Genomic DNA, 13,510 nt, shown 5'->3' on the forward strand with positions numbered 1-13,510 from the left:
GTCCCTCGCCTACTTGCCCGCTCGCTTCTCGATCTCGGCGCGCAAGCGCTCTTCTTGCGCACGGAGTTCGGGGGTGAACTCCTTGCCGAAGTCCTCTGCCTCGAAGACAGGACGGATCTCAAGCTCGGAGTCCTCGCCCGGCATCGGGGAGGGACACCGGCGAGCCCACTCCACCGCCTCCTCCATCGACTTGACCTGCCAGAGCCAGTAGCCCGCGATGAGCTCCTTCGTTTCGGCGAACGGTCCGTCGACAACGGTGCGCTTGCTCCCTGAGAACTGGATCCGCTTGCCCTTCGAGCTGGGATGGAGCCCTTCGCCAGCAAGCATGATGCCGGCCTTGACCAGCTCCTCGTTGTACTTGCCCATCTCCTCGAAGAGCTTCTCGCTGGGCATGACGTTCGCTTCCGAGTTCTTCGTCGCCTTCACAATCACCATGACTCTCATCGGTCTCTCCCAGGTTCGAGCTCGGCCTCGTGCCTCGCTCCTGAAATGGCGTCGAACCAGCCCCGGCCAGATCGACACGCGCTCCCATTTTTTTGGGCTTCGCCGGGTGTCCTCAGAAAAACACCCGCATTTCAACAGGTTAGAGGAAGTCGCAACCTGGTGGGTGCAGTTCGCAAATCCACTGCTCAGTAGCAGAGGTAGTTGTCGCTCCAGTTGCAAGAAGCTGCCGCCCGGACCGCTCATGCGCGGAGTACTACCTGGACATCCCTGGCTTCACCCAGCAGCTCCTCGGCCCGGAGGCGGCCTCCCCCCTCGAGCGCTTCCTCGAGGTCTTCTCCATCATCTCGACCAAGCTGAGCCCGGAGGAGGCCACTCGCTTCAGGCGCTCGATGGTACTGCTGGCGAGGACCCTGCTCGACATGGCCGGCACGCTCGACAATGGCCCCAAGCAGGCAGCGCTGGCCTCCATGGCCGGGCTGTTCCAAGTCGACCTCGAGGCACTTCACGAGCAGCTGCTCACGCCCCGAGTCGATCACGCTCCGTTCACGGAGGCGGAGTGGGGCAGGATCCGGAAGGCCCCCTTCTACGTCCTCCTGATGGTGGGGCTGGTGGACGGTGAGCTGGATGAGAAGGAGTCCGCCACCTTCGGGGAGATGCTCGAGCAGCCGGGAACCGTCGCGGATCCCTGGCTGCGGAAGATCGTGCTGGACGTGCGGGAGGAGGCCGCCGTGCTCATCATGGGCACCGTGAACAGGCGGGGACAGGACATCGGGAGCCAGCTGGCCGAGATCTCCAGGCTCTTCGACCAACGCACGAGCCCGGAAGTAGCTAGGAGCTTCAAGCTCGCGCTGCACAAGCTGGGCACGGATATCGCGGAGTCGTCCGGAGGGTTCCTCGGCCTCTTCGGCAACAAGATCAGCCCGGCGGAGAAGAAGGCGCTCACCACCCTCTCCACCATTCTCGGCATCGAGTAACGCGGAGCGGAGGATCCGCGGTCACGTGGTCAGCAGCTTGTCCAGCGTGAGGGGCAGGTTCCGGATGCGCTTGCCCGTCGCGTGGTACACCGCGTTCGCGATGGCGGCGGCGACGCCGGTGATGCCGATCTCGCCGATGCCCTTGGCGCCGATCGCGTTGATGTACGGATCGGTCTCGGGAACGAACGTGACGTCGATGTCCGGCACATCCGGGTTCACCGGCACGTGGTAGTCCGCGAGATCGTGGGTGATGAAGCGGCCCGTGCGCTCATCCAGCACGGCCTCCTCCATCAGCGCCATGCCGATGCCCATGACGATGCCGCCCATGATCTGATTCCGGGCGGTCTTCTCGTTGAGGATCGTCCCGGCCCCGAACGCCCCTACCCAGCGGCTCACCCGGACCTGGCCCAGATCCGGATCCACGCGCACCTCGGCGAACTGCGCGCCGAACGCGTGCATCGAGTACTTCTGGACCTCCTCTCCCGGCCCGGAGCTCATCTGCACCTCCAGCGAGGGCAGCTTCTGCCGCTTGAGCAGCGCGGCATAGCTCTCCTTCTTCCCTCCCGAGACGAGCTCGCCGTTCTCCACCTGCACCTTCTTCGGATCGGCGCCATGCAACGGCGAGGAGGCATCCGCTACCGCGAGGGCAATGGCCTTCTCGCGCAGCGCGTCCGCCGTCACCTTCACCGCGGAGCCCACGGTGGCCGACGTCCACGAGCCTCCCGTCACGGGCGTCTCCGGCATCTGGGTATCGCCGAGATCGAAGCGCACGCGGTCGGGGGGCAGCCCGAGCGCGTCCGCCGCGATCTGCGTGAACACCGTGTATGCACCGGTGCCAAGGTCCTGGGAGCCCGAAACCACCCGCGCGGTGCCGTCCGGAAGCAGCGTCGCCTTGGCGCTCGCCGGCATGCGGCGGGTGGGATACGTGGCGGTCGCCATGCCCCAGCCCACGAGCGTACGCCCGTCCTTCATCGAGCCCGGCGCGGGGTTGCGCTTGGACCAGCCGAACTTCTCGGCGGCGACGCGGTAGCAGTCCTTGAGCGACTTGCTGCTCCAGGGATGACCCGACTCGGGATCCTGGTCCGCATGGTTCACCAGCCGCAGCGCCACCGGATCCACGTTGAGCTTGTAGGCCAGCTCGTCCAGCGCGGACTCGAGCGCGAAGGTGCCCGTGGACTCACCCGGTGCGCGCGTGAACGTCGGCGTGCCCACGTTCAGCTTCACCAGCCGGTGCGCCGTGACGATGCGCTCGCTGGCGTACAGCATGCGCGTCTGGAAGGCGGAGGGCTCGGTGAATTCGTCGAAGACCGAGGTCGGGTTCACCGTCTCGTGGCGCACCAGCAGCAGCTTCCCGTCCTTGCGCGCCTGGAGTTGCACCCGCTGCTCCGTCTCCGGACGGAAGCCCACCATGGCGAACATCTGATCGCGCCGGAGCACCAGCTTCACGGGCCGGGAGACGGCCTTCGCCGCGGCCGCCGCGAGCACCACGTGCGACCAGACGGAGCCCTTGCCACCGAAGCCCCCTCCGATGAACTTGGTGATGACGCGCACGTTCTCCGCGGGCAGTCCGAAGAGCTGCGCCAGCCGGTCCCGCGTGCTGAAGACGCCCTGGGTGGCGTCGTACACGGTGAGCCGATCGCCCTCCCAGACGGCGGTGGTGGCGTGCGGCTCCATCGGGTTGTGGTGCTCGTACGGGGTGGTGTACGTGGCATCCACCTCGGCAGCCGGCTTCTCGGTGGAGGCCTTGCCGTGATCATTGTCCGCGGGCTGGCCCAGGATGTTGGCCGGCTTGTACGCCTGGGACTTCGCCGTCTTGAAGTTCACCTTCGGCTTGTCCACCTTGTACTGCACCTTCACCAGCGCGGCGGCGTGCGTGGCCCGCTCGATGGTGTCCGCGATGACGAGCGCCACGGGCTGGTGCTGGTAGTCCACGCGCTTGTGCTGCAGCGCGTGCACCGTGCGATCCATGAAGCCCACACGCTTGCTGGGATCGAGCGCGAACTTCGGAGGCTTCTCCGGCGAGAGCACCGCGAGCACGCCCGGCGCCTTCTCGGCCGCCGTGGAGTCCACGCGCGTGATGGTGCCACTGGCGATGGTGCTGGTGACGATCACCGCGTGCACCAGTCCCTCCAGCGGATACTCGGCGGAGTACTTCGCCCCACCGGTCACCTTGAGTCGCCCATCCACCCGGTCCAGCGGCTTTCCGACTGACTTGTCCATGAAGAGCTCCGCTCCGTTCAGGCGATTCCAGCGGCCAGCGACAGTGCACGCACCAGCGTGCGCCTCGCGAGTTCCACCTTGAAGGCGTTGTCGTTCTGGGGTTTCGCGCCCTTCAGCGCGGCGGCGGCGGCGGCCTTGAAGCGCACCTCGTCCGCGGGCTGGCCAATGAGCGCCTTCTCGGCCTCGAGCGAGCGCCAGGGTTTGGTGCCCACACCGCCCAGTGCCACGCGCGCATCCTTGATCGTCTTCCCGTCCAGCTCGATCGCCACCGCGGCCGAGGCCAGCGCGAACGCGTAGGAAGCGCGATCCCTCACCTTCACATAGCGGGACTTCGCCGCGACACGCGAGGCGGGCAGCGTCACATGGGTGATGAGCTCGCCGGGCTGGAGCACGGACTCCTTCTCGGGAGTGGAGCCGGGCAGGAGGTGGAAGTCACCGAAGGCCACCTTGCGCTCACCCTGGGGACCGGAGATGTGCACGGTCGCTTCCAGCGCCGCCAGCGCCACGTTCATGTCCGAGGGATTCACCGCGATGCACTTGTCACTGGTGCCCAGCACCGCGTGCATGCGGTTGAAGCCTCCCTGCGCGCCACAGCCCGAGCCGGGCTCGCGCTTGTTGCAGGGCTGGGAGATGTCCCGGAAGTACGAGCAGCGCGTGCGCTGGAGGATGTTGCCGCCGACGGTGGCCAGGTTGCGCAACTGCGGCGAGGCACCCGCGAGGATGGCTTCGGAGAGCACCGGGTACCGCTCGCGCACGAGCGGGTGGTAGGCCAGATCGCTGTTGCGCACCAACGCGCCGATGCGCAGCCCGCCATCCACCTCCTGGATGTCCGAGAGCGGCAGGCCGTTGATGTCCACGAGCAGGGCGGGGTTCTGCACGTGGATCTTCATCAGATCCACCAGGTTGGTGCCTCCGCCAATGGCCACCGCGTCCGCGGGCCGCGCGGCCAGCTTCTCGATGGCGCCCTTCGTGTCCTGAGCAGCAGTGTAGTCAATGGGTCGCATGGGCGTGCCTCCTCAGGCCTTCTTGCCGCGGGCTTCGCGAATGGCGGCCACGATGTGAGGGTAGGCGCCGCAGCGGCAGATGTTGCCGCACATGCCCTCGCGGATGTCCGCGTCGCTCTGGCCCCATTGCTCGCTGGAGAAGCCCACCGCGCTCATGATCTGGCCCGGCGTGCAGTAGCCGCACTGGAAGCCGTCATGCGACAGGAAGGACTGCTGCATGGGGTGGAGCTTGTCACCCTGGGCGAGCCCCTCGATGGTGGTGATCTTCTTGCCCTGCTGCATCACCGCGAGGGTGAGACAGGAGTTCACGCGGCGGCCTTCCACGAGCACGGTACATGCGCCGCACTGGCCCATGTCGCAGCCCTTCTTGGTGCCGGTGAGCTGGAGGTTCTCGCGGAGCGCATCGAGCAGAGTGACGCGAGGCTCGACCTGCAGCGCGTGCTCCTTGCCGTTGACCTGGAGCTTGATGGGAACGGCGGGAACGGGCGGTCCCTCGAGGCCCGGCGGCTTCGGGCTGGCCGCCTCGGCGGTGCCAGGCATCGAGAGGATGCCCGAGGCGAGAAGTGCACCGCCTACCACCGCGGTGCCGACGAACTCGCGCCGGGTCGTCTTGCCATCTTCGAGGAATCCGGGCGCATCACCTGGCGCACCGTCATCATGGGGAGGCTGCTTCGGGTCGGACATGCGTGCAAACCCTCCGGAGGGAGCGTGCGTATCACCCCATGAGCAGGAGTGATACGCCCGTGCAGCTGCTGTGCCCGATTTACGTCCTCAGGATGATACTACTGTCAAGAGCACGACGACTGGTGGTGCGAATCTCCTAGGACTCCGAGCAACTCACCGCTTTGTCAGTCAGCGACAAGCGTCCAGGGCCTACCCAGGAGTTTCCACTGCCACAAACCGATGGGGCAGGGAGGGGAAGCAGGGCTGGTCTCAAACGCTGACTCAGAGCTTTACGAGTCCCCACCAGGATCACCTTCTTCATCCTGGCTTCTGGGCTGCACCTGCGTCCGCGCACTGCCTGCTCTACGCCGCGGGATGCATCCCCTGGAAGGAGATCCCCGCAGCATATTGGTGCGCCGGACCCCACCTACGGACGCCGTCGGTGGGCCGCAGACTGCTCCTTTGGCACCCGCTCTCCGGTCAGCGTGCTCTGGGGAGTGCTCGGTATACCCGTTTCCGAGGTCTTCCGGACTAGAGAATGGTATTGTAAGCGCATTTGGTGCTTAACCAGGATAGTGGGGAGCGATTCGTTGCTTTCAAGTCGTATGCATTCCCCTTCTCTCCTTGAACATCCCTCTGAAGGCAGGGGCACATGTCGGTCAGTCTGCAAGAGCTGGGAGAACAGGTCCAAGCAGCACGGGCGCAGAAGAACCTCTCTCAAGAGGCCTTGGCCAAGGCCATCTCTCCACCAACAAACCGCTCCGTTGTTGCACATCTAGAACAAGGGCGCCGTGTTCCCGCTCCTGAGGTCCTCACACGTTTATGTGAGTTCCTCGGGATCCCATCAAGGTTCTGGAAAGCATTCCTTGAGGAAGACTATAGGCGCCGACTCCTGTTTGAGGAGGCGTTGAGCGAACTCGTAGGGCGTGTCGTCAGCCTGCGAACTCACGACGAACATACCATCGATGTTGCCAACAGTGCCGTGCTGGAACTTTTCAAAATAAGCCGCACGCCCGATCAAGCATTCGATGCATTCAATTCCGTACTTGTCTTCTACGACGTACCACAATGCTCCAAAGCATTCTTTGATCGCTACTTTGGCCCGGATGCCATTCGCTCCGCCGAAGAACTCCTGAACCATGTTCGTGCCTATCAGAAGGATGCCATTCGGCTTTTCAGCACCTTCGAGCATGCGTACGAACAGATGAACGACACCCTCAATCTCAGCGAATTGCTTGCGCCGCTTGCCCCCCGCAAGGATGACAAACTCCGAACTCGCTCGAACTGGGAAACAATCGAGATCATTCCAGACGACAGGCTTCCTGATCTAGGCTACATCTCCGCAGAGAAAGCACGCCAGGAGCACGATGAGCGTGAACTCCTTGCGGCATTTCTCAGAGAAGCCGGCGAAGCCCTCAGTCAGGACAAGTCCGCACTCGCGAATTACTCAGAGAAGAAGAAGAGGAAGATGGACTCTCTTCTTCGGAAGTTCAACTCAAATATCCAGCATGGATTCCTCTCGCCACTGTTCACACCTGACCCTGACGCACTCCGCCGAGAAGCGGATTATCTAGCTCCCAAGGAAGCTTCCGATCTTGCTCGCATGGCGGATACACAAGCCACCGCCCAGCGCAATCTGGCACGCTATCTCGCAGCAGATCACTTGGACGTTTATGTAGCCACATCCATGAGATCCGATGCTGATTTCGTTTCAGTGAACAACTTCTGCCTCGGACTGTTCAACAATCCCGCCCTGGAACCCTTGCGTCTACGCTACTTCAATCCAACCCAATCATGGATTGAAGACCGTGTGGCCAAAGGCCTTGTCGAAGCACTGATGCTCAAGCGCTCAGCGATGACGCTCTACATGGCGCAGAAGTCCGACACTTTCGGAAAGGACTCCGAGGCTTCGGTCGCTCTTGGGCAAGGGAAACCGGTCATCGTCTATGTCCCTCGCCTCTACATTCCCGAGATCGATCTGAACACTGAGTCCTTGGGACAGAAAAGCCGTGCAGACCTTCAACAGCTGGTCGCCCGCGAAGGCAATGACGAGGATAAAGAACCGGACGAGACCATGGATGTCCAGGCGCTTCTCTCCCGCCTGATCACCATCCGGCTGAACGCAGCGGACGACCTAGTGCTCATCAAAGCGGCCCAGAATCACTGGGCAGACTTCGACTTGTATGGAGAAGCCACGCGCATCAAGGAGGAAGAGCGCGGACAATACCGCTCGTGGCTCGACGCCGTCGTACGCAAGCGCAATGCCACACCTCCCTCTCCCAACGTTCGAACCCATCTCATAGGGATTCTCGTTGCTGCCGCCGTAGGTTTTGAGCGGCGAGCCAAAACCTTCCGTGAGCAGCACCCGCTTGCCCTGCAAGTCATCTTGAGCACCGGTGTTTTGAACGGAATTCTCGTCACCAGAGCAATCGATTCCTGTGCACAACTCGTTCGTGCCCTCATCAGAAACGAAGTCGACTCGGACCTGGAGATCGATGACAACAACTACCGCCTTGTGGAGCGGACTACACGGTCCACAATGCGAGTCATTTCCCGCCACACCATGATCGCAAACGCATTCACAGCGTTCTATAAACGCAGGAGAGCCCAAATCGCTCTTTCTCCGTAATTCATTACAGGATGGCTGCTCCAAAGCGCTCCACCCTCGGGGGCAGGGCCTCACCATAAGATGTCAGAGGTAGGGTGCATGCTGGACATATGAGCGAACACGTGCACGGGCGGCGGAGTGGGTTGGTTGCAACGGCAGATATCGGACTGCATTCTGAGGACATGAGCGATAGGCCACAGCGGCGAGCCGCTTCATATGAGGACCTGGAGGACGTCCCTTCCCACCACGTGGGAGAGATCGTCGGTGGGGAGTTGTATGTGAGCCCCCGCCCTGCGACGCTCCACGCCCGAGCGGCTTTCCGGCTTGGTGGGGTTTTGAGCGCCTTCGACCGCAAGCCAGGAGCCGCAGACCCAGGCGGTTGGGTGCTCCTGGCCGAGCCCGAGTTGCGCCTGGGCAGCGAGGCGCTCGTACCCGATCTCGCTGGGTGGCGACGTGAGCGCATGCCGGCTCTCCCCGAGGAGGCTGCTCTGACACTCACGCCAGACTGGGTCTGCGAAGTGCTCTCACCGTCCACCGAGACGCTGGATCGGACGCGGAAGATGGGCTCGTACGCCCGCGAAGGAGTGAAGAACCTCTGGCTGGTAGACCCGCGCCTGCGCCTGCTGGAGGTCTACCGACTGGAGGCAGGACGATGGTCACGGCTCGCCTCCCACCAGGGCACCATCACGGTGCGCGCCGAGCCCTTCGAGAGCCTCGCACTGGAGATGGCGCTCCTGTGGGAGCGCTAACCCCCGGCGCCAGGCTCACCCGCAGGTGAACGTCCAGCGGCAGTTGTTCGACGAGCACTCGCGGTCCGCGGAGCAGAGCGAACCCCGGGACTTCTTGTTCTGGCACTTGCCCGAGTTCGTCCCCCAACCGCAGTACTGGTTCGTGCCGCACTGCGAGTCGCTCTCGCACAGGCACGTGCCCGTCGGGTTGAGGTAGCAGTCAGCACTGCAGCGATCCGTGGTGCACTCGACATCCGACTTGCACTCCTGGCCGTAGGCCTTCGAGCGCGGCGTGAAGCACCACCCCACCGTGTCGAAGCACCCGCCGCACTCCCCCGAGAGGCACTGCCCATCCCGGCTGCACGAGTCCCAGTTCGCCTTCTTCGACACGCACGCGTTGTCCCCAGGCCCTGGCGCTCCATCCGCGCAGTAGTTGCTCGCGCCGCAGTCCCCGTCGTCATTGCACACGCACTTGCCGTCGAAGGTCGCGCACAGCGCCGAGGTGCACTGATCGCTGATGCACTCCGCGTCGAACCGGCAGCCCTGCCCCAACACCTTCGTGTCCGGCGCGTAAGCGATACCGCACACCGTGGGGTACTGCGCCTCGCGCGTCTCCTTGGAGACGTAGGGCGCAATCCCGCTCGTGTCGATGTCGTTGGCCGGATCCGCCATGCCCGTGCGCGCCGAGGTGCTCCGCTCCCACGTGCGGATGAACGCCTCCGCCGAGTTCTCCAGCCCCGTGGTGTTCGCGCCCACGTTCTTCAGATCGCGGATCAGATCCGGCTCCAGGCCCACGTGCGCCAGGCCCTTCTCGTCGAACTCCGTGCCCAACCGGCCCGGCCCGGAGATCGTCTGCTGGTAGGCCTGCGCATCCGCCTCCGCCTTGAAGCCCGCCGAGCACGCCCCGTTGGGCCCGAAGCGCGGCCGCGTCTGCTGGATGAAGCCGTTGAGATCGCCGCCCAGCGCCATGGGCACCTTCAGCCCCTGGCGGCCGAACTCGTACGCCTGCGCCAGCGAGCGCGTGGAGCCCTGGCAGTTGTTGGCCACTCCGGACTTCGTGTACGTGAGCGTCTCGTCGTGCGCGGTGCGCAGACCGAAGATGCCGCCCGTCTGCCGCAGGTACTTCACCACCCACGCCGGCGTCGTCTTCTCATTCGAGGCCAGCTTGGGGTTCATCACCTCGCGGAAGTGTCCGTGGGAGACGATCAGCGGGTAGTACGTGTTGGCCTGCGCGATGGCGAACGTGTCCTGCACGCTGTGCTCGGACATATGAGCGATGTCCACGATCATCCCCTTGTCGATCATCGCCTGCACGAGCGCCTTGCCGTCCGCCGTCAGCCCCTTCACGTTGCGGCACGCAGAGTCCACGTCGAAGCCCAGCGTGAACGAACCCGCGGTGATGCCGCAGTCGGTGTCGATATGGCAGTTCTCCAGGAACTCGGCCGCGTGGAAGATGGCGTTGTGCGGCGCCGCGCCCGAGAACCGGTTGTCCAACTGGTGCACCGGCTGCAACGAGCGCACGCCCAGGTTGTAGAAGCGGTCCAGTTCGGAGCGCCAGTCCTTGGTGCCAAACAGCTTGCTGGACTCGATGGAGAGCACCATCGCCAGCTTGCCCGCCGAGATGATCTGCCGCGCATGCGCCGGCGTCAGGGCGATCTCCACCCAGTCGTTGCGCGCATCGAAGTCCTTCGCCTTCTGCAGTTGCACCTCCACGTCCGCCATCTCGTCACAGGGCCGCTTGAGGTTCTGGTACGGCAGCGCCTTGCAGAGGAACTCGTTGCTCACCAGCGACACCATCACCAGGTTCAGCCCACCGTTGTGCGCCTGGCGCAGCCAGCCCTCCCACGACTGTTGGTGGGCAATGGTGTCCCAGCGAGGCCAGTCCGACGGCACGTTGCGCCGGCCCAGGTGCAGGCCCGTGTCGCCCTCCGTGCCCTCGATCTTCCCGATGAACTCCGAGCCCACCGCTCCGCCAATGCCGAACAGCGGCGCCAAGATGGGGTTGGTGCTCAGATCGATGCCGCCCGAGTTGGGGCACAGGTTCAGCAGGTTGCTCAGATCCATGCGCACCCGGGCATGGCTGCTCTCGGGCATGCCGCCATCACACTGATTCAGCGTTCCCGTGTAGCTCCCGTGGAACCAGCCGCCGCCGAAGGCCTCCTCGGCGAACATGTGGTGGTGCAGATCCGCGAAGCCGGGGACTCCCACCGCTTGTCTCGCCGTGGCCAACTCCGCGGAAGCGGCTTCCTCTTCCGTGGGCGTACACCCCTGAACGAGGACAAGCGCAAGCCCCAGACCCAAAAGCTTCGAACGAGAGGGACGGAGAAGTCTCTGCATGCGAGGACTCCTGCTCTGACTGGAAGAGAAGAGAACCTCATACCCCTTCCCTCCCCCCCGCGTGCAAGCCTCGGGAAAACCCCTAACCGGACACCGGAGCGAAGGGCCCTCGCAGTCCGGATCGGAAGATCGCCCCGCAGAGGAGTGTGGAAAGGGTGGAGAAGAAGATCAGCCCTACCTGCCCCGCCGTGGAGAGCGCATCCCCGGACGAATCCGGGAAGAAGATCACCGCGGCCACGCCCAGCCACCACAGGCCGCAGAACGACAGGCTCACGCCTCCCATCAACAGCTTGATCCACGACCACACGGTGCGCTCGGGCTGGCTCCGCCGCGCAGAGGACACGGGCGGCTCACCCACCCGCAGGGCCGCCATGGGCTCCGGGTTGCCCTCGAGCAACACTTGCGACGGCCCCACCCCCTCCGCCATCACCACCGAGCCAGCCAACACCGGTCCCGCCATGGCCGGGCTCATCACCACCTGCTCGGCCTGCAGTTCCTTGTAGAGCCTGCGCCCCCAACGGACCTGAATGACGAGCACGACGACCGCCAGCAGTGCATAACCAGAGCCCGCGAACAGGAACACGTCATATGCGCCATGCAGCAGGATGGCCGCGCCCAACCCCGTCCAGAGCAGGCCCGCACGCGCCAGCGGCTCCGCGAACCGGGCGCGCCCCACGAAGGCTCCCATCACCACGCCAATGAAGGCATGGCTCGGGACAGCAGTGATGGCTCGCAGCACGGCGACCTCCAGGCCGTGCTGCCCCACATAGAGGATGTTCTCCAGCGTGGCGAAGCCCAGCGAGGCCGTGGCACCGTAGACGACGCCGTCCAGCGGCTCGTCGAAGTGATGCTTGCGCCACACATACGCACGCAGCACGAGGAACTTGAAGAACTCCTCGGGAAGGGCTGCGCCGAGCACGCCCTTGGCGAACGCACTGCCCCACATGTCCCCCATCATCCCCTGCCCCATCTCCTGGAGCAGCATCGCCACGGGCACCACCGGGACGCAGATGAACGCGCCGAGCAGGAACGTCTTCAGCAGCATGCCTCGGGGCTCGGGGTTCTTGTCCCTCGCGTACACGTACCAGAGCAGCAGCAGCGACGGGACGACCGCGGAACCCCCCAGCACGAGTACGGACATGCGAGCACGCTACCAGAGCCCGCTCCCCCCGAACGAGTGCCCCTCGGGCGGACTCAGTGCCCGCTCGAGACCGCCTTCTCGGTGGGAGGCTCGCGCGGCAGCAGAACCGTGAAGCAGGTGCCCTCTCCGGGCTGGCTGCTCACCATGACCTGGCCCCCGTGCGCGGTGACGATGCCGTGCACCACCGCCAGCCCCAGCCCCGTCCCCATCCCCATCGGCTTGGTGGTGAAGAATGGCTGGAAGAGCCGCGACTGGACCTCCGGCGACATGCCCGATCCCGTGTCCCGCACTTCCATCCGCACCCACTCGCCCTCCTGACGCGTGGAGAGATGGACCTTCCCTCCCGGCGCCGTGGCCTGACCGGCGTTGACCAGCAGGTTTACCAGCACCTGGGCGATCTGCCGCGAACGCCCCACCACCCGGCCCAACTCGCCCAGATCCGTCTCCACCTTGCAGTGGCCCAACTGCCCGTGGGCAATCCGCAGCGCAGCCCGCGCCTCGTCGTTCAGGTCGTACTCGGTGGGGATCTCCGCATCCCCCCGCGAGAAGCGCCGCAGATCCGACACAATGCCGTTCACCCGGCGGATGCCATCCAGCGTCTCGGGCAGCACCTCCGTCACGTACTCCTGCAAGGGCTCCGGCAGGCCCTGCTGGTGGCGCTGCAACTCCTTATAGAGCGAGCTGACGTTGCTGGTGACGAAGCTCATCGGGTTGTTGATCTCGTGCGCCACGCCCGCCGCCATCATTCCCAGGCTGGAGAGCTTCTCCTGCTCCAGGGCCCGCTCGTGGGCCTTCTGGAGCTGCTCTCGCTGTTGCAGCACCTGCCGCATCATTGTCCGGTGCAGGTTCGTCCGCTTGTCCGCCACCAGGAACGCGATGGCCGCCAGCGCCGTGAAGGACAACGGCAGGAACGGATCACAGCCCCCCAGCAGCGCCACCACATCCACGAACACCAGATAGGCGATGGCGCGAAGCCGCTCCCAACCCCCGACACCATCGAACCAGAGCATGTTGAACGGAAGGTAGAGCCAGAGCGCCACCGGCCATTTCGTGCCCCAGCCGAGAACCGCGAACGTCACCGCGTTGGCGGTCATCCGCATCCACTCGGCCCAGACCGCACCCCTCCTGCGCCACACCCATTCGATGAACACGCCGTGGATGAAGCCCAGCACCACAGCCGTCGCGACCAGCAGCCGCACCATCTGCCACTGCCCCCGGAACTCCCAGAAGAGCACCGCGAGGATGATGAAGCCGCCCACCTTCCGGATGTCGTTGAGCTCACGACGCAGGTGCTCGGTGCTCGCGTCGACTTCAGAGGAAGGGCTCATCGAGTGGATGGCAGGAGCACAACTGAGGGCCGGACGCTGGTGGGGATGCTTCTGCCTCGCTCG

Annotated in this window: 10 protein-coding genes; 3 read left to right on the forward strand and 7 right to left on the reverse strand. The window is 64.7% G+C overall.

Annotation, left to right across the window (positions count from 1 at the left end):
• Positions 1 to 9 precede the first annotated feature (9 nt).
• Positions 10 to 444 carry a YciI family protein gene (locus tag KY501_RS32560; protein WP_224367573.1) on the reverse strand — a complete coding sequence of 145 codons (435 nt, stop codon included), beginning with the start codon at positions 442 to 444 and terminating at the stop codon, positions 10 to 12.
• Between the two features lie 389 nt (positions 445 to 833).
• On the opposite strand from KY501_RS32560, the gene KY501_RS32565 reads away from it, so the two are divergent.
• Positions 834 to 1,418: a hypothetical protein gene (locus KY501_RS32565; protein WP_224367574.1), complete on the forward strand. Its 585-nt coding sequence runs from the start codon at positions 834 to 836 to the stop codon at positions 1,416 to 1,418.
• Between the two features lie 21 nt (positions 1,419 to 1,439).
• Here KY501_RS32565 and KY501_RS32570 read toward each other — a convergent pair whose 3' ends face one another.
• The 3 genes from KY501_RS32570 to KY501_RS32580 are packed head-to-tail and all read right to left on the reverse strand — an operon-like array spanning position 1,440 to position 5,326.
• Positions 1,440 to 3,638 (reverse strand): xanthine dehydrogenase family protein molybdopterin-binding subunit, encoded by a 2,199-nt coding sequence (locus KY501_RS32570; protein ID WP_224367575.1) that lies wholly within the window; start codon positions 3,636 to 3,638, stop codon positions 1,440 to 1,442.
• A gap of 17 nt (positions 3,639 to 3,655) precedes the next feature.
• Complete coding sequence (locus tag KY501_RS32575; protein ID WP_224367576.1) at positions 3,656 to 4,642, reverse strand: FAD binding domain-containing protein; 987 nt, start codon at positions 4,640 to 4,642, stop codon at positions 3,656 to 3,658.
• A 12-nt stretch (positions 4,643 to 4,654) separates the two neighbouring features.
• On the reverse strand, positions 4,655 to 5,326 hold the full coding sequence (locus tag KY501_RS32580) for a (2Fe-2S)-binding protein (protein WP_224367577.1): 672 nt from the start codon (positions 5,324 to 5,326) through the stop codon (positions 4,655 to 4,657).
• 631 nt (positions 5,327 to 5,957) lie between these two features.
• Here KY501_RS32580 and KY501_RS32585 point away from each other — a divergent pair.
• Together KY501_RS32585 and KY501_RS32590 are read left to right on the forward strand one after the other, a co-directional pair.
• On the forward strand, positions 5,958 to 7,934 hold the full coding sequence (locus KY501_RS32585; RefSeq protein WP_224367578.1) for a helix-turn-helix domain-containing protein: 1,977 nt from the start codon (positions 5,958 to 5,960) through the stop codon (positions 7,932 to 7,934).
• Between the two features lie 161 nt (positions 7,935 to 8,095).
• Positions 8,096 to 8,662 carry a Uma2 family endonuclease gene (locus KY501_RS32590; RefSeq protein WP_224367579.1) on the forward strand — a complete coding sequence of 189 codons (567 nt, stop codon included), beginning with the start codon at positions 8,096 to 8,098 and terminating at the stop codon, positions 8,660 to 8,662.
• Between the two features lie 15 nt (positions 8,663 to 8,677).
• Here KY501_RS32590 and KY501_RS32595 read toward each other — a convergent pair whose 3' ends face one another.
• The 3 genes from KY501_RS32595 to KY501_RS32610 form a co-directional block, all read right to left on the reverse strand.
• Positions 8,678 to 10,978, reverse strand: a complete 2,301-nt coding sequence (locus KY501_RS32595; protein ID WP_224367580.1) for a membrane dipeptidase — start codon at positions 10,976 to 10,978, stop codon at positions 8,678 to 8,680.
• Positions 10,979 to 11,060: 82 nt separating this feature from the next.
• Entirely contained in the window at positions 11,061 to 12,119 is a 1,059-nt protein-coding gene (locus tag KY501_RS53740) for a PrsW family glutamic-type intramembrane protease (RefSeq protein WP_304608669.1), read from the reverse strand.
• Positions 12,120 to 12,172: 53 nt separating this feature from the next.
• Entirely contained in the window at positions 12,173 to 13,447 is a 1,275-nt protein-coding gene (locus tag KY501_RS32610; protein WP_224367581.1) for a sensor histidine kinase, read from the reverse strand.
• Positions 13,448 to 13,510 lie beyond the last annotated feature (63 nt).

It is taken from the genome of Hyalangium versicolor (genome assembly GCF_020103695.1).
Classification (GTDB): domain Bacteria; phylum Myxococcota; class Myxococcia; order Myxococcales; family Myxococcaceae; genus Hyalangium; species Hyalangium versicolor.

What these genes read in the sequence shown, in the direction of transcription:
- KY501_RS32560 (WP_224367573.1), bottom strand. Translation starts at nt 444, where the DNA reads ATGAGAGTCATGGTGATTGTGAAGGCGACGAAGAACTCGGAAGCGAAC.
- KY501_RS32565 (WP_224367574.1), top strand. Translation starts at nt 834, where the DNA reads ATGGTACTGCTGGCGAGGACCCTGCTCGACATGGCCGGCACGCTCGAC.
- KY501_RS32570 (WP_224367575.1), bottom strand. Translation starts at nt 3,638, where the DNA reads ATGGACAAGTCAGTCGGAAAGCCGCTGGACCGGGTGGATGGGCGACTC.
- KY501_RS32575 (WP_224367576.1), bottom strand. Translation starts at nt 4,642, where the DNA reads ATGCGACCCATTGACTACACTGCTGCTCAGGACACGAAGGGCGCCATC.
- KY501_RS32580 (WP_224367577.1), bottom strand. Translation starts at nt 5,326, where the DNA reads ATGTCCGACCCGAAGCAGCCTCCCCATGATGACGGTGCGCCAGGTGAT.
- KY501_RS32585 (WP_224367578.1), top strand. Translation starts at nt 5,958, where the DNA reads ATGTCGGTCAGTCTGCAAGAGCTGGGAGAACAGGTCCAAGCAGCACGG.
- KY501_RS32590 (WP_224367579.1), top strand. Translation starts at nt 8,096, where the DNA reads ATGAGCGATAGGCCACAGCGGCGAGCCGCTTCATATGAGGACCTGGAG.
- KY501_RS32595 (WP_224367580.1), bottom strand. Translation starts at nt 10,978, where the DNA reads ATGCAGAGACTTCTCCGTCCCTCTCGTTCGAAGCTTTTGGGTCTGGGG.
- KY501_RS53740 (WP_304608669.1), bottom strand. Translation starts at nt 12,119, where the DNA reads ATGTCCGTACTCGTGCTGGGGGGTTCCGCGGTCGTCCCGTCGCTGCTG.
- KY501_RS32610 (WP_224367581.1), bottom strand. Translation starts at nt 13,447, where the DNA reads ATGAGCCCTTCCTCTGAAGTCGACGCGAGCACCGAGCACCTGCGTCGT.